This is a genomic window from Streptomyces sp. NPDC048604 (genome assembly GCF_043199435.1).
GTDB lineage: Bacteria > Actinomycetota > Actinomycetes > Streptomycetales > Streptomycetaceae > Streptomyces.
On the sequence record NZ_JBICVX010000011.1, the window covers coordinates 256,417 to 278,546 of the forward strand.

Sequence of the window (22,130 nt, forward strand, 5' to 3'; positions counted from 1 at the left end):
ATCACGGCGGGTGGAGCGGCTCGGGGCCCCTGTGGCGCGGAGCGTGCGGTACGCGGGTGGTACGCGGGTGGTCGGTTCCGCGTCCCGCCTTCGAGAGCGCTCTCAGGACGGCCCGAAACGTATGCCTCCGCCGACAGGGGTGTCAATACGTTGCACACGAGCCCAACCTCGGGCCGAATCCGACCCGTTATGTCTTCGACTCTTGACGGAACATGCCCGTCACCGGCAAGCTCCGGCACTACCTGAGAGCGCTCTCAGAGCTGCTCTCTCCTGCCTCTCCACCCTCAGCAAAGGGAGACTCCTCATGCGCACTGCCCGAGCCGCCAGCAGATCCGCGTTCCGCATGGGGGCACTCGCGCTCGCCGGGTCCCTGCTCGCCGCCTGCGGGGGCTCGTCGGACGGCGGCTCCGACGCCGCGAACGGCAAGGTCACGATCACCGTCGACCTGTTCGGCTCCTTCGGCTACAAGGAGGCCGGGCTCTACGCCGAGTACGAGAAGCTCCACCCGGGCGTCACGATCAAGCAGACCGACACCGAGGACGAGGCCGACTACTGGAAGTCCCTCCAGACCCGGCTCGCCGGCGGCGGCGGGCTCGCCGACGTCCAGGGCATCGAGGTCGGCCGCATCGCCTCCGTCGCCCAGCAGCAGACCGACCGCTTCGTGGACCTGAAGAAGTACGGAGCGGACGCGCTGAAGAACCAGTTCGCCCCGGCCAAGTGGGCGGCCGCCACCGGCAAGGGCGGCGAGGTGCTCGGCCTCGGCACCGACGTCGGCCCGGAGGCCATGTGCTACCGCACCGACCTGCTCGCACAGGCGGGGCTGCCGACCGACCGTACGGAGCTGGCGAAGCGCTGGGCCACCTGGGACGGATACCTGGAGCTCGGCAAGCAGTACAAGGCGAAGGCGCCCGGCAAGAGCGCCTGGCTGGACAGCGTCGGCAGCCTCTACTCGGTCATGATCGGGCAGCAGAAGGAGCGGTACTACAACGCCGCCGGCGACCTGATCTGGGAGACCAACCCGGCGCTGAAGACCGCCTGGGACACCTCGGTCGAGGCGAGCGACGCCGGGCTGAGCGCCAAGCTCGACCAGTGGTCGCCGCAGTGGAACCAGGCGTTCGCGGCCGGCTCGTTCGCCACCATCCCCTGCCCCGCGTGGATGCTCGGCTACATCAAGGGCCAGGCGGGCGAGGCCGGCAAGGGCAAGTGGGACGTCGCGGCGCTGCCCGGCGGCGCCGGCAACTGGGGCGGCTCCTACCTCGCCGTGCCCAAGGCGGCGAAGCACAAGAAGGAGGCGTACGAGCTGATCAAGTGGCTCACCGCGCCCGAGCAGCAGGCGAAGATCTTCACCAAGCAGGGCAACTTCCCGTCGTCCACCGGCGCGATCACCCGGATCTCCGACGCGACGGACCCCTACTTCTCCGGCGCGCCGATCGGCAAAATCTTCGGCACCGCCGCCCAGGCCGCCCCGGTGCAGGTCCTCGGTGTCCACGACCAGAACGTCGCCCAGCAGATCACCAACGCGCTGAGCGAGGTCGAGCGCAAGGGCACCGCGTCCGAGCAGGCGTGGAAGAACGCCAAGAAGGGCGTCGAGAACACCATCGGCTGACCCCGCCTCCCGCCCCGGCACGCTCTCGCCCGGCACCGCCTCTTCCCGAAGGGCCGCACCGTGACCCTCACCGCAACCGCGCGTACGGCGCCGCCGCGCCGGACATCCGCCGTCCGGCGCGCCTGGCGCACGCTCTCCCCGTACGCCTACGTCGCCCCGTTCTTCACCCTCTTCGCCGCATTCGGGCTGTTCCCCCTGGTCTACACGGCCTTCGTGTCGCTGTACCGGGTCGAACTCCAGACACCCGGCGACATGCAGTGGCGCGGGCTCGGCAACTACACCGCGCTGCTGAACGACGAGTTCTTCTGGACCTCGCTGCGCAACACGTTCACCATCGGCGTGCTCTCCACCGTCCCCCAACTGGTCATGGCCCTCGGCCTGGCGCACCTGCTCAACTACAAGCTGCGCGGGCGGACGTTCTTCCGTACGGCGATGCTGCTGCCGTACGCGACCTCGGTGGCCGCCGCCACGCTCGTCTTCGCCCAGCTCTTCGGCCACGACTTCGGCCTGATCAACTACCTGCTCGGGCTCGTCGGCATCGGCCCGGTCGACTGGCAGACCGGCACCCTCGCCTCCCAGGTCGCGGTCTCCAGCATCGTCGTCTGGCGCTGGACCGGGTACAACGCGCTGATCTACCTGGCCGGCATGCAGTCCATCCCGCACGAGCTGTACGAGGCCGCCGAGATGGACGGGGCGTCGCGGTGGCGGCAGTTCTTCCATGTCACCCTGCCGGGGCTGCGGCCCACGATCGTCTTCACGGTCGTCGTCTCGACGATCGGCGCGACCCAACTGTTCGGCGAGCCACTGCTGTTCGAGGGCTCCGCCTCCGGCGGCATCGCGCACCAGTACCAGACGCTCGGCCTCTACATGTACGAACAGGGCTGGGGCTTCTTCCACCTGGGCCGGGCCGCCGCCATCGCCTGGGTGATGTTCCTGCTGATCGTGCTGCTGGTCGGGGTCAACGCCCTGATCGCACGCCGCCGTTCCCGCAAGGAGGCCGGCCGATGACCGTGCTCGCCACTCCGCCGGCCCCGTCCCCGGCGCCCGAACGGCCTCCCGCGCGCGGGCGGTACCGGTCCCGCGCGGGACGCACGATGCGGGGCGGGAAGCTCGCCTACGCGTTCCTGACCGTCGCCGTGCTGGTCTCGGCCTTCCCCTTCTACTGGACGATCGTCGCCGCCAGCCGCTCCAACGCCGATCTGGCCAAGGTGCCGCCGACGCTGCTGCCCGGCCCCCACCTGATGCGCAACTTCGAGGCGGTCGTGGAGGAGGCCGACATCGGCAGGGCGCTCCTCAACTCCCTGATCGTGTCCGGTTCCGTCACGCTGGGCACGGTGCTGTGCTGCACGCTCGCCGGGTTCGCCTTCGCCAAGCTCCGCTTCCGCGGCCGCGGCGCGCTGCTCGCCGTCACCGTCGGGACCATGATGATCCCGCCGCAGCTGGGGGTGATCCCGCTGTTCATGCTGATCGCCGAACTGCAGTGGGTGAACCAGCTCCAGGCCGTCATCCTGCCCGGCCTGGTCTCCGCCTTCGGCGTGTTCTTCATGCGCCAGTACCTGGTGCAGTCGCTGCCGGACGAGCTGATCGAGGCGGCCCGGGTCGACGGCGCGTCCACCGCCCGGATCTTCTGGTCGATCGTCGTGCCGATCGCCCGGCCCGGCATGGCCGTGCTCGGCCTGCTGACCTTCATGGCCGCCTGGAACGACTTCTTCTGGCCCATCATCGCCCTCTCCTCGTCCGAACCGACCGTGCAGGTGGCCCTGCGGCAGCTCGGCGGCGGCTACGTCGACGACCAGTCCGTGGTCATGGCGGGCACGCTGCTCGGCACCCTGCCCGTGCTGCTGGTCTTCGGGCTGCTCGGCCGGCAGATCGTCGGCGGCATCATGCAGGGCGCGGTCAAGGGTTGACCCACGCGCCACCGCTACCGCCTGCGCCCCCTCTGCCCCACGCGCCGCCCTCTGCCCCACGCTCCACTGCTCGCCCCTCCTCCCCCAGTCGTCTCACTCCACGGAGTTCGCACCCCATGACCGCGCTCGACGAGCCCCGCACCGACCCGGCGACCACCCTCCGCTTCCCCGCGGGCTTCCGCTGGGGCACCGCCACGGCCGCGTACCAGATCGAGGGCGCCGCCGCCGAGGACGGCCGCACGCCCTCCATCTGGGACACCTTCAGCCGCACCCCCGGCAAGGTCCGCAACGGCGACACCGGGGACATCGCCGCCGACCACTACCACCGGTCCGACGAGGACGTCGCCCTGATGCGGCGGCTCGGCGTCACCGACTACCGCTTCTCGATCGCCTGGCCCCGGGTCCAGCCCACCGGACGCGGCCCGGCCGTCCGCAAGGGCCTCGACTTCTACCGGCGGCTCGCCGACTCCCTCCTGGAGGCCGGCATCCGCCCCGTGGCGACGCTCTACCACTGGGACCTGCCACAGGAGCTGGAGGACGCGGGCGGCTGGCCGCACCGGGACACCGCGTACCGCTTCGCCGAGTACGCGGCCGTCATGGCGGACGCGCTCGGGGACCGGGTGGCGACCTGGACCACGCTGAACGAGCCGTGGTGCTCCGCCTTCCTCGGCTACGGCAACGGTGTGCACGCCCCGGGCCGCACCAGCGACCTCGCCGCGCTGCGCGCCGCACACCACCTGAACCTGGCGCACGGTCTCGGGGCGCGCGCCCTGCGCGGGGTGCTGCCCGGGGCCGCCGAGGTGTCCCTGACCCTCAACCTCCATGCCGTACGGCCCCTTTCGCAGGCGCCCGGGGACCTGGACGCGGCCCGCCGGATCGACGCCGTCGGCAACCGGATCTTCCTCGACCCCGTCTTCCACGGCCGGCTCCCGCAGGACCTCGTCGAGGACACGGCGTCGGTCACGGACTGGTCCTTCGTGCGGGACGGCGACCTGGCGGCGGCGGCCGCGCCGATCGACTCGCTGGGCATCAACTACTACTCCCCCGCCGTCGTCGCGGCGGGCGTCTCGGAGTCCCCGTCACCGTGGGCGGGCGCCGAGCGGCACGTCCGGTTCCCGCCGGCGCCCGGCCCGCGCACCGCCATGGACTGGCCGGTGGACGCGGACGGGCTGCACGAGCTGCTGCTCCGGCTGCGGGACGAGCTGCCGGGCGTCCCGCTGGTGATCACCGAGAACGGTGCGGCGTACGACGACTACGCGGACCCGTCGGGGAACGTGAAGGACCCGGAGCGGGTGGCCTATCTGCACGCGCACCTGGCGGCGGTGCACCGGGCCCTGGAGGACGGCGCGGACGTGCGGGGCTACTTCCTGTGGTCGCTGCTGGACAACTTCGAGTGGGCGTACGGCTACAGCAAGCGGTTCGGGATCGTCCACGTGGACTTCGCGACGCAGCGCCGGACCCTGAAGGACAGCGCCCGCTGGTACGCGGAGGTGATCTCCCGGGGCGGGCTCGCGGAGGAGTGACGGCCGCCGCTCGCGCGGGGGTTTCCGCCGCAAGCACGAGGAGACTGCCTGATCAAGCCCACCTTGGAGAGGTCAAGGTCACAGCTGATCAGACTGCTGCTCCTTTGTGCGTCTGGCCTAGCATCCGGGCATGACTGTGCTGCCTGACGACGGCCTCTCGCTGGCCGCCGAGTTCCCCGCAGCGACCCATGCCCAGTGGCAACGCCTTGTGGCGGGTGTGCTGAGCCGGTCGGGCAAGGACGTTCCCGAAGCCGAAGCCGAAGACGCGCTGTCCACCGCGCTGGAGGACGGGCTGCGCGCGCGCCCGCTCTACGCGGCCGCCGACGGCGTGCCCGATCCCGGCTTCCCCGGCTTCGCCCCGTTCGTCCGGTCCGGTCGCGCCGAAGGCAGCACCGCGGGCGGCTGGGACGTGCGCCAGCGGCACACGGTGGCCGACCCCGAGGCCGTCCTCACGGACCTGGAGAACGGCGTCACCTCCCTGTGGCTGGCCGTCGGCCCCGGCGGCATCCCCGTGGACGGCCTGGACGGGCTGCTCAAGGACGTCTACCTGGACCTGGCCCCGGTCGTCCTGGACGCCGGTCAGGAGACCGCCGCCGCGGCGGAGGAACTCCTCGCGCTGTACGCCCGCCGGGGTGTGGCGGCCGAGGCGGTGCGCGGCAACCTCGGCGCCGACCCGCTCGGCACGCAGGCGCGCACGGGTTCCGCCTACGACGGTGACGGATACCCGGTCGCCGTCGGTCTCGCCCGGCGCTGCGCGGAGACCTACCCCGGGCTGCGCGCGCTGACCGTGGACGCTCTGCCGTACCACGAGGCCGGCAGCTCGGCCGCCCAGGAACTGGGCTCCTCGCTCGCCACCGGTGTGGCCTATCTGCGGGCGCTCACCGACGGCGGACTGAGCATCGAACAGGCGCTGGGGCAGCTGGAGTTCCGCTACGCGGCCACCGCCGACCAGTTCCTCACCATCGCCAAGCTCCGTGCCGCGCGCCGCCTTTGGGCCCGGGTGGCCGAGGCGTGCGGCACGCCGGCGGCCGGGGCGCAGCTCCAGCACGCGGTGACGTCGCCGGTCATGATGACCGCCCGCGACCCGTGGGTGAACATGCTGCGGACGACCGTCGCCACGCTCGCCGCCGGCGTGGGCGGCGCCGAGTCGGTCACCGTCCACCCCTTCGACCACGCCCTCGGCCTGCCGGACGCCTTCTCGCGCCGGATCGCCCGCAACACCTCCTCGATCCTGATCGAGGAGTCTCATCTGTCCCGGGTGATCGACCCGGCCGGCGGCTCCTGGTACGTGGAGACGCTCACCGACGAACTCGCCCACGCAGCCTGGGAGTTCTTCCAGCGGATCGAGGGTCTCGGCGGGCAGGCCGCCGCGCTCGCCTCGGGTCGCCTGGGTCAGGACCTGGCCGAGACCTGGGAGGCGCGCAGCGGCAAGCTGGCCAAGCGCCGCGAGCCCGTCACCGGCGTCAGCGAGTTCCCGCACCTGGCGGAGAAGCCGGTCGTCCGCGAGCCGGCGCCCGCCGAGCCGGGCGGCGGCCTGCCGCGCGTCCGGCGGGACGAGGCGTACGAGGCGCTGCGCGCCCGCTCCGACGCCCATCTCGCCGCGACCGGCGCCCGACCGCGCGTCTATCTGGCGGCGCTCGGACCCGCCGCCGCGCACACGGCACGCCTCACGTTCGCCGCGAACCTCTTCCAGGCGGGCGGCGTCGAGCCGGTCACCGAGGGGTCCTTCGAGGACAGCGGCGCCACCGAGGTCTGCCTCTGCTCCAGCGACGCCCTGTACGAGGAGCAGGCCGAGTCCGAGGCCGCGGCCCTGCGCGCCGCGGGGGCCCGGCATGTGTCCCTCGCCGGCCGGCCCGGTTCGTACCCGGGCGTCGACGCGTACGTCTTCGCGGGGTGCGACGCGGTCGCCGTGCTCTCCGCCACCCTCGACCGCATGGGAGCGTCCTGATGGGAATCCCCGACTTCACCGGGATCGGCCTCGGCTCCCCGTCCCCCGCCGGCAGCGCCGAGGAGTGGCACGCCGCCGTCAAGCGGGCCTCCGGCGGCGACGACCTGCTCTGGGAGACGCCCGAGGGCATCGCGGTCAAGCCGCTGTACACCGGCGGCGACCTCGCGGACGTCGACTTCCTGGGCACGTACCCGGGCATCGCGCCGTATCTGCGTGGCCCGTACCCGACGATGTACGTCAACCAGCCGTGGACGATCCGCCAGTACGCGGGCTTCTCGACGGCCGAGGAGTCCAACGCGTTCTACCGGCGCAACCTCGCCGCCGGCCAGAAGGGCCTGTCGGTCGCCTTCGACCTGCCGACGCACCGCGGGTACGACAGCGACCATCCGCGGGTCACCGGCGACGTCGGCATGGCGGGCGTGGCGATCGACTCGATCTACGACATGCGCACGCTGTTCGACGGCATCCCGCTGGACCGGATGTCGGTGTCGATGACGATGAACGGCGCGGTGCTGCCCGTCCTCGCCCTGTACATCGTGGCGGCCGAGGAGCAGGGCGTGTCCGCCGACAAGCTGGCGGGGACCATCCAGAACGACATCCTCAAGGAGTTCATGGTCCGCAACACCTACATCTACCCGCCGAAGCCGTCGATGCGGATCATCTCCGACATCTTCGCGTACACCTCGCAGCACATGCCGCGGTACAACTCGATCTCGATCTCCGGCTACCACATCCAGGAAGCGGGTGCGACGGCCGACCTGGAGCTGGCGTACACGCTGGCGGACGGCGTCGAGTACCTCCGGGCGGGCCGCGAAGCCGGCCTGGACGTGGACGCGTTCGCGCCGCGCCTGTCGTTCTTCTGGGCGATCGGCATGAACTTCTTCATGGAGGTCGCCAAGCTGCGCGCGGCCCGGCTCCTCTGGGCCAAGCTGGTCAAGCAGTTCGACCCGAAGAACGCCAAGTCCCTCTCCCTGCGCACCCATTCGCAGACCTCGGGCTGGTCGCTCACGGCCCAGGACGTGTTCAACAACGTCACCCGCACCTGCGTGGAGGCGATGGCCGCCACCCAGGGCCACACCCAGTCGCTGCACACCAACGCCCTCGACGAGGCGCTGGCGCTGCCGACCGACTTCTCGGCGCGGATCGCCCGCAACACGCAGCTGCTGATCCAGCAGGAGTCCGGCACCACCCGGGTCATCGACCCCTGGGGCGGCAGCGCGTACGTGGAACGGCTGACGTACGACCTGGCGCGCCGGGCCTGGCAGCACATCGAGGAGGTCGAGGCGGCCGGCGGCATGGCGCAGGCCATCGACGCGGGCATCCCGAAGCTCCGGGTGGAGGAGGCCGCGGCCCGCACCCAGGCGCGCATCGACTCCGGCCGGCAGCCGGTGATCGGCGTGAACAAGTACCGCGTGGACGGCGACGAGCAGATCGAGGTCCTGAAGGTCGACAACTCCTCGGTGCGCGCCCGGCAGCTCGAGAAGCTGCGCCGGCTGCGGGCGGAGCGCGACGAGCGGGTCTGCCAGGACGCGCTGAACGACCTCACCCGGGCCGCGGGCGGCGAGGGCAACCTACTGGAACTGGCCGTGCGGGCGGCCCGCGCCAAGGCCACCGTGGGCGAGATCTCGGACGCCCTGGAGAAGGTGTACGGCCGGCACGCCGGCCAGATCCGTACGATCTCCGGCGTGTACCGCAACGAAGCAGGCGAGTCCCCGTCCGTGGACGGCACCCGCGCCCTCGTGGACTCCTTCGAGGAGGCCGAGGGCCGGCGTCCGCGCATCCTGGTCGCCAAGATGGGCCAGGACGGCCACGACCGCGGCCAGAAGGTGATCGCGACCGCCTTCGCCGACCTGGGCTTCGACGTCGACGTCGGCCCGCTGTTCCAGACCCCGGCCGAGGTGGCCCGGCAGGCCGTCGAGGCGGACGTGCACATCGTGGGCGTCTCGTCGCTGGCGGCCGGTCACCTCACGCTCGTCCCCGCGCTGCGGGAGGAGCTGGCGGCGGAGGGCCGGGAGGACATCATGGTCGTGGTCGGCGGCGTCATCCCGCCGCAGGACGTGCCCACGCTCCTGGAGATGGGCGCCGCCGCGGTCTTCCCGCCCGGCACGGTCATCCCGGACGCGGCCGCGGACCTGGTGCGCCGGCTGTCGGCCGACCTGGGGCACGAGCTGTAGCCCCATGGCGATCGACATCGACACGTACGAGAAGGGTGTACGGGAGGGGAAGCGCGCCCTCGTGGCGCGCGCCATCACCCTCGTGGAGTCGACCCGCCCCGCGCACCGGGCGCTCGCCCAGGAGTTGCTGACCCGGCTGCTGCCGCACAGCGGCAAGGCACGGCGGATCGGGATCAGCGGCGTGCCCGGGGTGGGCAAGTCGACGTTCATCGACGCCTTCGGCACCATGCTCACCGGTCTGGGGCACCGGGTGGCGGTACTCGCCGTCGACCCGTCGTCGACCCGGACCGGCGGGTCGATCCTGGGCGACAAGACGCGGATGGAGCGGCTGGCCGTGGACCCGGCCGCCTTCGTCCGCCCGTCGCCCAGCGCGGGCACGCTCGGCGGCGTCGCGAAGGCGACCCGCGAGTCGATGGTGGTCATGGAGGCCGCCGGGTACGACGTCGTCCTGGTGGAGACGGTCGGCGTCGGCCAGTCGGAGACGGCCGTGGCGAACATGGTCGACTCGTTCCTGCTGCTCACCCTGGCCCGCACCGGCGATCAGCTGCAGGGCATCAAGAAGGGCGTCCTGGAACTCGCGGACGTCGTCGCGGTCAACAAGGCGGACGGCCCGCACGAGGCCGACGCCCGTGCCGCGGCCCGCGAACTCGCCGGCGCGCTGCGGCTGATGCACGGCCGGGACGCGGTCTGGACGCCGCCGGTCCTCAGCTGCAGCGCCCGCGAGTCGACCGGCCTCGACGAGGTGTGGTCCCGCATCGAGAAGCACCGCTCGCTCCTCGACGCGACCGGCCGGCTCGACGCCCGCCGCCGCGAGCAGCAGGTCGACTGGGCCTGGACGATGGTCCGCGACGAACTGCTCACCCGCCTGCACGCGAACCCCGCAGTACGCGCGCTCACCCCGGAGGTCGAACAGCAGGTCAGGCAGGGCGAGTTGACCGCCACGCTCGCGGCCGAGCGCATCCTCGCCGCCTTCGGCGAGCAGCCCGGTCAGGGGTGAGGGCAGCCCGGTCAGGGGTGAGGGCAGGAGCGTCGGTCAGACGGCGTCGAGGGAGATCTCGGTCGACTTGATCAGCGCGACGACGGAGCTGCCGACGGCGAGGCCGAGGTCTTCGACCGCGTCCTTGGTGATCGCCGCGGTCAGCTCCCCGCCCTCGACGGAGACCTTCACCGAGGCCATGGCGCCGCCCGTCGACACCTCGGTGACGGTGCCCGCGAGCTGGTTGCGGATGGAGATCCCGTCGACCGGGCCGGTGGCGAGGGCGACCTCGGTGGACTTCACGAGGGCCCTGACCCCGGAGCCCTCGGCCAGCCCCAGGTCCCGGACGGCGTCGGCGGTGACGGCGGCCGTGACGTTCTGACCGCCGGCCAGACGGACCCTCACGGTCGCCATCGCTTCGCCCGTGGTGACGGCGGTGACGGTGCCGGGGAGCTGGTTACGGATCGACAGGGTCATGGAGTACGCGCCTCGCAAAGCCGGAATCGAACGGTCGTCACTGCTGTGACCTGAGTCACGGCCGACGCTACCGGAGGGGCTTCACTTCTGCGCGTAGGCACCCAGCGCGCCCACGACATTGAGGAACAGGTACGCGCCGACCACGTAGTAGAAGACCCGCAGGGCGACGCCCTTCGCCTTCCGCCTCTCGTTCACCCGGTCCGCGGTGTGGTCCTCGACGCTCACGACAGTTTCTCTCCCAGGTTCGCGTGGGGACGGAATTTGACACCTCCCCGCCGCGACCACCTAAACTCGAACACGAATCGAAGTCAAATCTTTGAGAGTGGCCCGTGATGAACGCCGGAGCCTGCGGTACCACGAGCCACGTGCGCCTTCAGGGGTTCTCCGACCGGACCGGGCGGCAGCAGAGGGCGAGTTGGAACCGCGTCCTGCGCGACGGGGCAGTGGGATTCCTGATCATGCTCATGCCCGCCCTGCTCCTCGGTTTCTTCCTCTCCTGGGAGATCGGCGTCGCCATCATCGCCGCGACCGCCGGAACGGCCACGCTCTCCTCGCTGGTCTACTCCCTCAAGGGACATGCGTGGGGGTGCTCGGCCAAGAAGGGCATCGTCCTGGCGCTCGGCTGGTGGGCGCGGATCTGAAGCACGCGGCGGCGATGCCTACGGCATTGCGGGGAGCCGGACCGTGACGACGAGACCGCCGGCGGGGCGAGGAGCCAGGTCGAGCGTTCCGTCGTGGGCGCGGACGACGCTCTGCACGATCGCGAGCCCGAGGCCGACGCCCGCGTGCTCGTCGGTGCGTACGCGATCCGTTCCGCGCCGGAAGGGTTCGGTGAGCGTCGGTACCAGCTCCGGCGGGAGCGCAGGGCCCGTGTTCTCCACCCGCACCACGCTCGCCTCGGGCCGCGTTTCGGTGTGGACCGTCACGGTGCCGCCGGCGGGGAGGTTGTGGACGAGGGCGTTCTGGACGAGGTTCGTGACCATCCGCAGCAGGAGTTCCGCGGAGCCGCTCGTACGGGCCGCTCCGCCGGTGACGTCGAGCGTGATCCCGCGCTGTTCGGCGAGGGGCAGCAGCGTCTCGGCGGCCTCCTCGGCGACGAGGGAGAGGTCGACGCTCTCGCGGGCGAAGCTCCCGCGGTCGCTGCGGCTGAGCAGCAGGAGGGCCTCGGTGAGGCCGATCGCGCGCGTGTTGACGGCCTGCAGGCGCTCGACGAGTTCGCCGCGGTCCCGGGTGGGGTCCTTGCGGGCGACGTCGAGCAGCGCCTGCGAGATGGCCAGCGGGGTGCGCAGTTCGTGGGAGGCGTTCGCGGCGAACCTCTGCTGCTCGGCGACGTGCGACTCCAGCTGGTCGAGCATCGTGTCGAACGCGTCGGCGAGTTCACGGAACTCGTCCCGGCGGCCTTCCAGGCGGATCCGGTGGGACAGCGACCCGTTCCCGGCCGCCCGGGTCGCGGCCGTGATCCGGGTGAGCGGTGCGAGCATCCGGCCGGCGAGGATCCAACCGCCGACGAGGCCGAACACGAGCAGGAAGGCCATCGCCACGGCCGCGGCGGGGGCGAACGTGTGCACCAGGAGGTAGCGGTTGGGCGAGACTCCGAGCAGGCCCTGGGAGTTGTCGGGCACGTAGCGCAGCAGGAACATCCACACCACGGCCAGCAGGAGCGTGCCGGCGACGGCGAGGAAGCCGACGTAGCTGAGGGTGAGTCTCAGACGGACGCTGAGCCCTTGGCGTCTACTCATGCGGACGGCCGGAGCCGGTCGTCGTGGTGTGGGGACCGGCGGCGTCCGGGCCGGCGTCGATGCGGTAGCCGACGCCCGGCACCGTGGCGATGATCCACGGTTCGCCGAGCCGTTTGCGCAACGCGGAGACGGTGATGCGGACGGCGTTGGTGAAGGGGTCGGCGTTCTCGTCCCAGGCCCGTTCCAGCATCTCTTCGGAGCTGACGACACCGCCCTCGGCGGCGACGAGGACGTGGAGCACGGCGAACTGCTTGCGGGTGAGGGCGACGTACCGTCCGTCGCGGAAGACCTCGCGACGGAAGGGGTCGAGGCGCAGACCTGCGAGCTCGCGGACCGGGGGCCGGGCATACGCGCGCCGGCGGTCGAGCGCCCGCAGCCGCATGACGAGCTCCCGCAGCTCGAACGGCTTGGTGAGGTAGTCGTCGGCGCCGAGCTCGAACCCGGACGCCTTGTCGTCGATCCGGTCGGCCGCGGTGAGCATCAGGATCGGGATGCCGCTGCCGGAGGCGACGATCCGCCGGGCGACCTCGTCGCCGGAGGGGCCGGGGATGTCGCGGTCCAGCACCGCGAGGTCGTAGGAGTTGACGCCGAGCAGCGCCAGGGCGGAGTCGCCGTCGCCGGCGATGTCGGCGGCGATCGCCTCCAGCCGGAGGCCGTCACGGACGGCCTCCGCCAGGTAGGGCTCGTCCTCCACGATCAGTACGCGCATGCCCGAAGCCTAGGCAGCCCGGCATATCGCCGGCGTATGGCGGTGACGCCACCAGCGGCGCGACGCCAGCCCGGCCAGTACGGCACCGGCGGCGTTGACCAGAACGTCGTCCACGGAGGACACCCGGTCCAGCCGCAGCACGTACTGTGCCGTCTCGACCAGGACCGAGCAGCCGGCCCCGAGGGCCAGGATCCGCGGCACCGACGCGAGCGCCCCGAACCGTATCGGGGCGAAGAACCCCAGCGCCGCGAAGACCAGCAGGTTGCCGGCGATCCCGAGCGGCCCCATCGTGACCAGGTCCCGCAGCGGCACCAGGCTCACCCGGCCGGGGACGACGCCCGCCCCGGAGCCCGGCATCAAGATCATCCACACGAACGGCACCGTCCCGTGGACCATGCCCACCTCGGCCACCGACCGCCGCCACGCCGACGGGACGCCCGCGGCACGGCGACGGCGCGCCAGCGCCCACACCACCAGGCCGGACAGCGGCAGCGCGACCAACGTCATGAGCACCACACCGTTGAACGTGTCGAAGCAGCCGTGCCACCGCCCGGCCATGCACCGCGGAGCGGACATCAGGAGCGGCCCTCGCACGACGAACGCGGCGCCCGCCACGCAGAGGACCGCGAGGCCGAGGAGCACGATCCTCCGCGTGGGACGGGGCGGTGCCGAAAGGGATGCGTTGTGGTTCACGCCCCCATGGAACCCCGGGGCCGGTTGCACCGGCGTATCCGGTTTTCGATACGCCCGCGATACACGACTGCGGGCCCGTTTTAATCCGCCGCATCGGCCGAATCCCCCTGCTACGGTGCGCCGATGCCATCGATCAAGCAGTTCCAGGTCACCTTCGACTGCGCGGAACCCGCGCGCCTCGCCGACTTCTGGTGCGAGGTGCTGGGGTACGTCGTACCGCCGGTCCCGGAGGGATTCACCACGTGGGAGGACTACCACCGCTCCCTGCCACCCGAGGACCAGGTCGTCTACTTCGCGTGCAGTGACCCCTCGGGGGTGGGCCCGCGCCTGCTCTTCCAGCGCGTTCCCGAAGGGAAGATCGTCAAGAACCGGGTACATCTCGACGTGCGGGCCGGCACCGGACTCGTGGGCGAGGAGCGCCTGGCCACGCTGGAGGCCGAATGCGCACGACTGGTCGCGCTCGGTGCGACGCACGTGCGCACGCTGCTCGCCGACGAGGAGAACGAGTCGTGCATCCATATGCAGGACATCGAGGGCAACGAGTTCTGCCTCGACTGAGGCCCGGCACCGTACGACTCGTCAGACGTCCCGTCAGAAGTCGGGTCAGAACCGGAACACGCCGAGATCCCGCACCGTGTCGGCCAGAGCGCGGATGAGGTCGTTCTCGGCCTCGGTCCGCCAGACCAGGGCGAAGTTCAGGGTTCCCAGGCGCTCCCGCTGGTCCGGCGCGTGCTGACCGCCGAGCAGTGGCGCCACTTCAGCCGGGTCCATGCCCAGCACATGGACAGGGACGCGCCCCTGCTGCTGCCGTGGCTCCTGGACGGCGTCGATGAACCGACGGCCCACAGGCTCCTCGCCCGACTGCCCGCATCCGCGTACACCGCCTGCACCGCCCGGTGGATCCCGGCGTACGCCGCTCTCGACCGCTGGGGTCCGGCCACCGCGACCTGAGCACGACCGACCGAACCACCGACCCCATACCGACCACCTACCAACCCCCTTACCAACCTCCTTACCAACCGAGGAGCTTCCGTGAACGTATCCGCCTCCACCCTCTCCCTGACCGTCGCCGACGTCGACGCCTCCCGTGACTTCCTCTGCACTCACCTCGGCTACACCGTGGCCATGGCCGACGACGGCTTCGCCTCCCTGACCCGCGGGGACGCCGCCGTCGACATCGTCCTGCTCCGCAAGGGCATCGAGGTCCTGCCCGCCGAGCAGCGGGACCGGGAGGCGGGCGGTCTGATCCTCGCGCTCACGGTCACCGATCTCGACGCCGAGGAGGCCCGGCTGCGTGCGGCGGGCGCTCCCATCACCATGCCCCTGCGCGAAGAGCCCTGGGGCGAGCGCCTGTTCCAGATGACCGACCCCAACGGAGTGGTCGTCCAGCTCGTCGAGTGGACCGTCCCCGCCCAGCCCGCCGACAGCAACGACGAAAAGTGAGCAGCCAGATGCAACCGACGTTCGTCCTGGTGCACGGAGCCTTCGCGAACTCCTTCTCCTTCGCACCTCTTCAGGCCGAACTGGGCCTCCTCGGGCACCGTTCGGTCGCCGTCGACCTGCCCGGCCACGGGTTCCAGGCGACGTTCACCCACGCGTATCAGGCGCCGCAGGACTCCGCCGGGCTCGCCGGCGCTCCCGGCTCGATCAAGGGCGTCACGCTCGCCGACAACGTCGCGCACCTGATCGGGATACTCGAACGGGCCAAGCGGAACGGCCCCGTGATCCTCGTCGCCCACAGCCGCGGCGGTGCCACGGTCACGGCCGCGGGCAACGCGCGCCCGGATCTGATCGACCGCATCGTGTACGTCGCGGCCTGGGCCCCGGTCGACCTGGACGTCGGCGACTACTACGCCGAGCCGGAGATGGCCACGGTCGACCCCGGCGCCTTCGCGTCGGCGCTGGCCGGGAACCCTGCCGAGCTCGGCCTGCTCCGCGTCAACTTCCGTACGGCGAACCCGGACGCGCTCGCGGCGTTCAAGGCGGCCTTCTTCGCCGACGGCACCGATGAGCAGTTCCTGACCTTCCTGAACACCTTCCAGCCCGACGAGAACCTGGACGTCGGCGGCTCCGCCGACCGGGCGCAGGCCGCGACCTGGGGTCGCATCCCCAAGACCTACATCCGCCTGGCCGACGACGCGAGCCTGCCGCTCGCCCTGCAGGACCGCCTGATCCGCGAGGGCGACGCGCTGACGCCGGACAACCCGTACGACGTCCACACGCTGGCGGGCAGTCATCTGAAGTGGCTGGTCGACCCCGCGCCGGCAGCCCGCGTCCTGGGCCAACTCGCCACGCTCCCGGGCCTGTCCGCCCAGGAGTGAGCGCCGCTCCCGCCCGCCGTCCCTGACCGTCTCCCCGGGCCCCCCTTACCGCCTCTTCCCGGCCACGCGCAAGGCGTCGGCCGGGAAAACCTGGGCGAAGGATTAGACTGGCGGGCTGTTTGGCGCTGGAACGGAACAACCCGGGCAGACCCGGGCTCCTCCGGCGACCCGGACGTTGCCGGGAACGAGACGCGAGGTCCGATGGCAGCCACACCTGAGCCCGGTGAGGTCACTCTGCTCCCCGACGGGGCCGCGTGGGAGGAGGAGCCCGGCAAGTACGCCCGGTTCTCCGCCGGGCCCGCCGCCCCGGTGCGTACCCTCGTCGACGTCTTCGAGGCGTCCGTACGGGCCTACCCCGACGAGCTCGCGCTGGACGACGGGAGCGGCCGGCTGACCTATCGGGCGCTGGCGGCGGAGGTCGAGCGCCGGCGGCGCGCGCTGGCGGCCGCCGGGGTGGGGCTCGGCGACCGGGTCGGCGTCCGCGTACCGTCCGGGACGAACGAGCTGTACATCGCCATCCTCGCCGTGCTCGCCGCGGGCGCCGCCTATGTGCCGGTCGACGCGGAGGATCCGGACGAGCGGGCCGAGCTGGTCTTCGGCGAGGCCGGCGTGCGCGCCGTCCTCGGCGCCGCGCAGCGGGTCGAAGTCGCCGAGGGCACGACGAGCCGCGCCCCCGCCGCACGGCCCGGACCCGAGCACGACGCCTGGATCATCTTCACGTCCGGCTCCACGGGCAAGCCCAAGGGCGTCGCCGTCAGTCACCGCAGCGCCGCCGCGTTCGTGGACGCCGAGGCCGCGCTGTTCCTCGTCGAGGAGCCGATCGGCCCCGGCGACCGGGTGATGGCGGGGCTCTCCGTCGCCTTCGACGCCTCCTGCGAGGAGATGTGGCTGGCCTGGCGGCACGGCGCCTGCCTCGTGCCGGTCCCCCGGTCCCAGGTGCGCAGCGGCGCCGACCTCGGCCCGTGGCTGGTGGAGCAGGAGATCACCGTGGTCTCCACCGTGCCGACCCTCGCCGCGCTCTGGGAGCCGGAGGCCCTGGACGAGGTCCGGCTGCTGATCTTCGGCGGCGAGGCCTGCCCGCCCGAGCTGACCCAGCGCCTGGTCACCGAGGGCCGCGAGGTCTGGAACACGTACGGCCCCACCGAGGCCACCGTCGTCGCCTGCGCCTCCCTGCTGACCGGCGAGGAGCCGATCCGGATCGGTCTGCCGCTGAACGGCTGGGAACTGGTGGTGGTCGACGAGTCAGGCGAGCCGGTGCCGATGGGCGGCAGCGGCCAGCTGGTGATCGGCGGCGTCGGGCTGGCCCGCTACCTCGACCCCGAGAAGGACGCGGAGAAGTACGCCCCGCTGGCCTCGCTCGGCTGGGAGCGCGCCTACCACAGCGGCGACCTCGTCCGTGCCGAGCCGGAGGGGCTGGTCTTCCTCGGCCGCGGCGACGAGCAGATCAAGCTCGGCGGCCGCCGCATCGAGCTGGGCGAGGTGGACGCCGCGCTGCAGGCGCTGCCCGGCGTCGCCGGCGCGGCCGCCGCCGTCCGCACCGCGCGCAGCGGCAACCAGCTGCTCGTCGGCTATCTCGTCACCCAGGACGGCTGGGACCACGCGGCGGCGGTGGAGCGGCTGCGCGCCGAGCTCCCCGCGGCCCTCGTGCCGCTCCTCGCGCCCGTCGCCGAGCTGCCCACCCGCACGTCGGGCAAGGTGGACCGGGACGCCCTGCCCTGGCCTCTGCCCGACCTGGAGACCACCGGCCCGGCCGAGCAGTTGTACGGCACCGAGGCCTGGCTCGCCGAGCAGTGGAGCGAGACCCTGGGGGTGGCCGTCACCGGCGCCACCGACGACTTCTTCGCGATCGGCGGCAGCAGTCTCGGCGCCGCCCAGCTCACCACCCGGCTGCGCACGCGCTATCCGAGCGCGGCCGTCGTCGACATCTACCAGCAGCCCACCCTGCGCAAGCTGGCCCGGCGCCTGGAGAAGTCCGTCCAGGACGACGGCGCGGTCCGGACCGTCGTACCGGTTCCGCGCCGGGCCGGGCTCGCCCAGACCGTCCTGCTGCTGCCGCTCTTCACGGTCGTCGGGCTGCGCTGGACGGTGGCGCTGGCGGCCCTGGGCAACGTGCTCCACCGGTTCGGGCCCTACCCGTGGGCGCCGACCGCCTCGTGGTGGCTCGTCGCCGCGGGCGCGGCGCTGCTGTTCAGCCCGCCCGGCCGGATCGCGATCGCGGCGGGCGGCGCGCGCCTGCTGCTGCGCGGGGTGAAGGCGGGCCGCCACCCGCGCGGCGGGAGCGTCCACCTGCGGCTGTGGACGGCCGAGCGCCTGGCCGAGTGCGTGGGCGCGACCTCGCTCACCGGATCGTGGCTGGAGCGCTACGCCCGGGCGCTCGGCGCCAAGGTCGGCCCCGAGGTGGATCTCCACTCGCTGCCGCCGGTCACGGGCATGCTCAAGCTCGGCCGCGGCTGCGCCGTGGAGTCCGAGGTGGACCTGTCGGGCTACTGGCTGGACGGCGACCGGCTGGAGATCGGCCCGGTCAAGGTCGGCGCGGGCGCGGTGGTCGGCACCCGCAGCATGCTGTTCCCCGGGGCGCGGGTCGGCAAGCGGGCGGAGGTGGCCCCCGGCTCCGCCGTGGCCGGTCAGATCCCGACCGGACAGCGCTGGGCCGGAGCGCCCGCGGGCAAGCTCGGCAGGGCCAAGCGGAACTGGCCCAAGGAACGGCCGGCGCGCACGGTCCGCTGGCGGGCCGCCTACGGGGCGACCGGCTTCTTCCTCACCTCTCTTCCCGTGCTCGCCGCCCTGCCCGCGCTGCTGGTCGTGAGCCGTTTCGTGCCGGCCGGCACAGGGCTCCCCGAGGCGCTGCGGGGCGCGCTGCTCGCCGTGGTCCCGGGCGCGCTGGCCTACGGTTTCGCGTACGCGGCGCTGGTCCTGGTCTCCGTACGGCTGCTCAGCCTCGGGCTGCGCACGGGCAGCCATCCGACGCACAGCCGGATCGCCTGGCAGGCATGGACCGTCACGCAGCTGATGGACCTGGCGCGGGAGACGCTCTTCCCCCTCTACGCCGGGCTGATCACCCCGGTGTGGCTGCGGCTGCTCGGGATGAAGATCGGCCGGGGCGCGGAGGTGTCGACGGTGCTCGCGCTGCCGAGCCTCACCACGGTCGGCGAGGGCGCGTTCCTCGCCGACGACACCCTGACCGCGCCCTACGAGCTGGGCGGCGGCTGGGTGCGGATCGGGCACTCCGAGATCGGCCGGAGGGCGTTCCTCGGCAACTCCGGCATGACCGCACCGGGCCGTACGGTGCCGGACGACGGCCTGGTCGGGGTGTTGTCCGCGACGCCGAAGAAGGCCAAGAAGGGCAGCTCGTACCTGGGCCTGCCCCCGGTCCGGCTGCCGCGCTCCGCGGCGGACGCCGACCAGAGCAGGACGTACGACCCGCCGGCGCGTCTGCTGTGGGCGCGCGGCCTTGTGGAGCTGTGCCGGCTCGTTCCGGTGTTCTGTTCGGCCGCTCTCGCGGTCCTGGCCGTGGCGGCCCTGTGCGCCCTGGCCACGACGGACGCGCTCGGGACCGGGGGCGCCGCGCTGCTGTCCGGGGCGGTGCTCCTCGCCGCCGGCGCGGCCGCGTGCCTGGTTTCGGTGGCCGCCAAGTGGCTGCTCGTGGGCCGGCACCGGGCGGGCGAGCACCCGCTCTGGTGCGGCTTCGTGTGGCGCAACGAACTGGCCGACACCTTCGTCGAGGTGCTGGCCGTGCCGTGGCTGATCGGGGCCGTTCCTGGCACGCCGCTGCTGACGCTGTGGCTGCGCGGGCTCGGGGCGCGGATCGGCCGGGGCGTGTGGTGCGAGAGTTACTGGCTGCCGGAGACGGACCTGGTCGTCCTGGGCGACGCGGTCAGCGTGAACCGTGGCTGTGTCGTGCAGACCCACCTCTTCCACGACCGGATCTTGAGGACGGATACTGTGGTCCTCCGCGAGGGCGCCACCCTGGGCCCGGGCGGAATCGTCCTGCCCGGCAGTTCGGTCGGGGCCCGCAGCACGCTGGGTCCGGCTTCTCTCGTGATGGCCGGGGAGTCGGTCCCCGCCGACACCCGCTGGCTGGGCAATCCGATCGAGGCGTGGCGGGCCTGACCGGGCGGCACGAGCACGGCACAGCACAGGGCAGGGAGCGGCAGTGAGCGGCGAGCGGACAACGGCAGCGGACCCGTACTTTCCGGACCACGGCGACTCCCGTTACCGCGTGCATCGGTACGAACTCGCTCTGGAGTACCGTCCCGGCCCCAACCGGCTGGCCGGGACGGCCCGGCTCAGCGCCATAGCGGGACGGGCCCCGCTCACCGAGTTCCTGCTGAACCTGGCCGAGTTCAAGGTCGGCCGGATCCTCGTCGACGGCCGGGCGCCGCACTACGCCCACCGCGGCGGCAAGCTCCGCGTCCGGCCGGCGAAGCCGCTGCCCGCGGGCGCCGCGTTCACGGTGGAGGTGCACTACGCGGGCAACCCCAAGCCGGTGCGCAGCCCCTGGGGCGGGCTCGGCTGGGAGGAGCTGACCGACGGCGCGCTGGTGGCCAGCCAGCCCGTCGGCGCACCGTCCTGGTACCCGTGCAACGACCGGCCCGCCGACAAGGCCTCGTACCAGATCTCGGTCAACACGCCGTCCGCGTACACGGTGGTGGCGGGCGGGCGGCTGCTCACCCGGACGACCAAGGCCAGCACGACCACGTGGGTGTACGAGCAGTCCGCGCCCACCTCCAGCTATCTGGTCGGCCTCTCCATCGGCATGCACCAGACGGTGCTGCTCGGGGACCCCGGGCTCGGCGGGGTGCCGCAGAGCGCCCACGTGCCGGCGCATCTCCTGGCGCGCTTCTCGCGCGACTTCGCCCGGCAGCCCGCCATGATGCAGCTGTTCGAGGAACTCTTCGGGCCCTATCCGTTCGGCGAGTACGCGGTGGTCGTCGCCGACGAGGAACTGGACGTCCCGGTGGAGGCCCAGGGTCTCTCGCTCTTCGGCGCCAACCATGTCGACGGGGTGCGCGGTTCCGAGCGTCTCGTCGCGCACGAGCTGGCGCATCAGTGGTTCGGCAACAGCGTGACGATCGCCGACTGGCGGCACATCTGGCTGAACGAGGGCCTGGCCAAGTACGCCGAGTGGCTCTGGTCGGAGCGCTCCGGCGGCCGCACCGCCCACGCGCTGGCCGCCGCCGCGCACCGGATGCTGTCCGCGCTGCCGCAGGACCTGAAGCTCGCCGACCCCGGGCGCAAGCTGATGTTCGACGACCGCCTCTACGAGCGCGGGGGTCTCACCGTGCACGCGGTCCGCTGCGCCTTGGGCGACGCCGCGTTCTTCCGCATGCTGCGGGACTGGGCCTCCGTCCATCGCCACGGCGTGGTGACCACGGCGGGCTTCACCGCCCATGTGTCCCGCTACGCGTCCGAGCCGGTGGACGAGCTGCTCGTGGCGTGGCTGTACCAGCCGTCCCTCCCGCCGCTGCCGTCGCCCCACGGCGCGCCGTCGATACCGGAACGGCCCGCCTACCCGCCGACGAACGGCGGGCCGGCGGGCGGCCGGGTCAGCAGCTGACGGTGCCCCTGCGGAGCGCGTGGCCACTGGTGTTGCTGTCGTCGGCCCAGTAGACGGGCTTGGTGCCGCCGACGCACTCGTCGGCGCCTGCGAGCGCGAAGCCCTCGTTGTTGATGTCGGCCATGCCGCTCGGGCGGTTGTGGACGGCATTCAGCGCGAAGGCGCCCGAGGCGCCGATCTTCATGGTCCGGTGCTGGCCGGCGCAGGTGTTGTCGCAGACCAGCCACAGCCGCGCGGCCTGCGGCTCCCACTGGAGCTCCATCACGCCGGACATGCCACTGGCGATGGTGGCGACACGGGTGGCGGCGCCGCTGTCCTGGAGCACGTACGCGTGGACCGCGGCCGTGCCCTCGACGCCGACGAAGAAGACGCCGCCGGTGTGTGCGGCGTACCGGCTCGGGTCGTAGGCCGTGCCGGTCGACTCGTCCTTGAAGCCCGCGGCGGTGAGGGTGGCCTGAAAGGAGTGGTGACTGGGCGACACGAGGCTCCCGGGCAAGCCC

The 22,130-nt window shown here is 72.3% G+C and carries 20 protein-coding genes and 1 pseudogene; 14 read left to right on the forward strand and 7 right to left on the reverse strand.

Annotated features, from left to right (window positions below; genetic code table 11):
- The first annotated feature begins 304 nt into the window (after positions 1-304).
- From ACGFMM_RS23490 to meaB, 7 genes are all read left to right on the forward strand, one after another.
- Positions 305-1,606, forward strand: coding sequence for an ABC transporter substrate-binding protein (locus ACGFMM_RS23490; RefSeq protein WP_393648373.1), 1,302 nt, complete (start codon positions 305-307; stop codon positions 1,604-1,606).
- Between the two features lie 60 nt (positions 1,607-1,666).
- Positions 1,667-2,614, forward strand: coding sequence for a carbohydrate ABC transporter permease (locus ACGFMM_RS23495; RefSeq protein WP_393648374.1), 948 nt, complete (start codon positions 1,667-1,669; stop codon positions 2,612-2,614).
- Positions 2,611-3,513 carry a carbohydrate ABC transporter permease gene (locus ACGFMM_RS23500; RefSeq protein ID WP_393648375.1) on the forward strand — a complete coding sequence of 301 codons (903 nt, stop codon included), beginning with the start codon at positions 2,611-2,613 and terminating at the stop codon, positions 3,511-3,513. Before ACGFMM_RS23495 ends, ACGFMM_RS23500 begins: the two co-directional genes overlap by 4 nt.
- A gap of 116 nt (positions 3,514-3,629) precedes the next feature.
- Positions 3,630-5,036 carry a GH1 family beta-glucosidase gene (locus ACGFMM_RS23505; protein ID WP_393648376.1) on the forward strand — a complete coding sequence of 469 codons (1,407 nt, stop codon included), beginning with the start codon at positions 3,630-3,632 and terminating at the stop codon, positions 5,034-5,036.
- 130 nt (positions 5,037-5,166) lie between these two features.
- Positions 5,167-6,984 carry a methylmalonyl-CoA mutase family protein gene (locus tag ACGFMM_RS23510; RefSeq protein WP_393648377.1) on the forward strand — a complete coding sequence of 606 codons (1,818 nt, stop codon included), beginning with the start codon at positions 5,167-5,169 and terminating at the stop codon, positions 6,982-6,984.
- The gene (scpA, locus tag ACGFMM_RS23515; RefSeq protein WP_393648378.1) at positions 6,984-9,158 is read left to right on the forward strand and encodes a methylmalonyl-CoA mutase; all 2,175 of its coding nucleotides are present in this window, start codon (positions 6,984-6,986) and stop codon (positions 9,156-9,158) included. Before ACGFMM_RS23510 ends, scpA begins: the two co-directional genes overlap by 1 nt.
- 4 nt (positions 9,159-9,162) lie before the next feature.
- Positions 9,163-10,155, forward strand: coding sequence for a methylmalonyl Co-A mutase-associated GTPase MeaB (gene meaB, locus ACGFMM_RS23520; RefSeq protein ID WP_393648379.1), 993 nt, complete (start codon positions 9,163-9,165; stop codon positions 10,153-10,155).
- Between the two features lie 36 nt (positions 10,156-10,191).
- On the opposite strand, the gene ACGFMM_RS23525 is transcribed toward meaB, so the two are convergent.
- The gene (locus ACGFMM_RS23525) at positions 10,192-10,611 is read right to left on the reverse strand and encodes a molybdopterin-binding protein (protein ID WP_393648380.1); all 420 of its coding nucleotides are present in this window, start codon (positions 10,609-10,611) and stop codon (positions 10,192-10,194) included.
- Positions 10,612-10,692: 81 nt separating this feature from the next.
- Entirely contained in the window at positions 10,693-10,836 is a 144-nt protein-coding gene (locus ACGFMM_RS23530; protein ID WP_393648381.1) for a hypothetical protein, read from the reverse strand.
- Between the two features lie 140 nt (positions 10,837-10,976).
- Here ACGFMM_RS23530 and ACGFMM_RS23535 point away from each other — a divergent pair, with 140 nt between their 5' ends.
- A complete protein-coding gene (locus ACGFMM_RS23535; protein ID WP_393648382.1) occupies positions 10,977-11,252 on the forward strand; it encodes a hypothetical protein in 276 nt (91 codons plus the stop codon).
- A gap of 18 nt (positions 11,253-11,270) precedes the next feature.
- Here ACGFMM_RS23535 and ACGFMM_RS23540 read toward each other — a convergent pair whose 3' ends face one another.
- Genes ACGFMM_RS23540 through ACGFMM_RS23550 form a run of 3 tightly spaced genes read right to left on the reverse strand, consistent with a single transcriptional unit; the run spans position 11,271 to position 13,752 of the window.
- On the reverse strand, positions 11,271-12,350 hold the full coding sequence (locus ACGFMM_RS23540; RefSeq protein ID WP_393648383.1) for a sensor histidine kinase: 1,080 nt from the start codon (positions 12,348-12,350) through the stop codon (positions 11,271-11,273).
- Positions 12,343-13,059 carry a response regulator transcription factor gene (locus ACGFMM_RS23545; protein ID WP_393648384.1) on the reverse strand — a complete coding sequence of 239 codons (717 nt, stop codon included), beginning with the start codon at positions 13,057-13,059 and terminating at the stop codon, positions 12,343-12,345. The genes ACGFMM_RS23540 and ACGFMM_RS23545 overlap by 8 nt, the downstream gene beginning before the upstream one ends.
- A 9-nt stretch (positions 13,060-13,068) precedes the next feature.
- Positions 13,069-13,752, reverse strand: a complete 684-nt coding sequence (locus ACGFMM_RS23550; protein ID WP_393648385.1) for a VanZ family protein — start codon at positions 13,750-13,752, stop codon at positions 13,069-13,071.
- A 123-nt stretch (positions 13,753-13,875) separates the two neighbouring features.
- Here ACGFMM_RS23550 and ACGFMM_RS23555 point away from each other — a divergent pair, with 123 nt between their 5' ends.
- Positions 13,876-14,310, forward strand: a complete 435-nt coding sequence (locus tag ACGFMM_RS23555) for a VOC family protein (protein ID WP_393648386.1) — start codon at positions 13,876-13,878, stop codon at positions 14,308-14,310.
- A gap of 45 nt (positions 14,311-14,355) precedes the next feature.
- Here ACGFMM_RS23555 and ACGFMM_RS23560 read toward each other — a convergent pair whose 3' ends face one another.
- A complete protein-coding gene (locus ACGFMM_RS23560; RefSeq protein ID WP_393648387.1) occupies positions 14,356-14,523 on the reverse strand; it encodes a hypothetical protein in 168 nt (55 codons plus the stop codon).
- 9 nt (positions 14,524-14,532) lie between these two features.
- Between ACGFMM_RS23560 and ACGFMM_RS23565 the strand changes: the two genes are divergently transcribed.
- The 5 genes from ACGFMM_RS23565 to ACGFMM_RS23585 all read left to right on the forward strand — a co-directional run bounded on the left by ACGFMM_RS23565 (position 14,533) and on the right by ACGFMM_RS23585 (position 21,630).
- The gene (locus ACGFMM_RS23565) at positions 14,533-14,703 is read left to right on the forward strand and encodes a hypothetical protein (RefSeq protein ID WP_393648388.1); all 171 of its coding nucleotides are present in this window, start codon (positions 14,533-14,535) and stop codon (positions 14,701-14,703) included.
- 81 nt (positions 14,704-14,784) lie between these two features.
- A complete protein-coding gene (locus ACGFMM_RS23570) occupies positions 14,785-15,195 on the forward strand; it encodes a VOC family protein (protein ID WP_393648389.1) in 411 nt (136 codons plus the stop codon).
- Positions 15,196-15,203: 8 nt separating this feature from the next.
- On the forward strand, positions 15,204-16,073 hold the full coding sequence (locus ACGFMM_RS23575) for an alpha/beta fold hydrolase (protein ID WP_393648390.1): 870 nt from the start codon (positions 15,204-15,206) through the stop codon (positions 16,071-16,073).
- A gap of 201 nt (positions 16,074-16,274) precedes the next feature.
- Positions 16,275-20,183, forward strand: a complete 3,909-nt coding sequence (locus tag ACGFMM_RS23580; RefSeq protein ID WP_393648391.1) for a Pls/PosA family non-ribosomal peptide synthetase — start codon at positions 16,275-16,277, stop codon at positions 20,181-20,183.
- Between the two features lie 43 nt (positions 20,184-20,226).
- Positions 20,227-21,630: a M1 family metallopeptidase gene (locus ACGFMM_RS23585; protein ID WP_393648392.1), complete on the forward strand. Its 1,404-nt coding sequence runs from the start codon at positions 20,227-20,229 to the stop codon at positions 21,628-21,630.
- Here ACGFMM_RS23585 and ACGFMM_RS23590 read toward each other — a convergent pair.
- Positions 21,620-22,084: pseudogene (locus tag ACGFMM_RS23590) on the reverse strand (hypothetical protein); the annotation flags it as partial. The gene ACGFMM_RS23585 and the pseudogene ACGFMM_RS23590 overlap by 11 nt on opposite strands.
- Positions 22,085-22,130 lie beyond the last annotated feature (46 nt).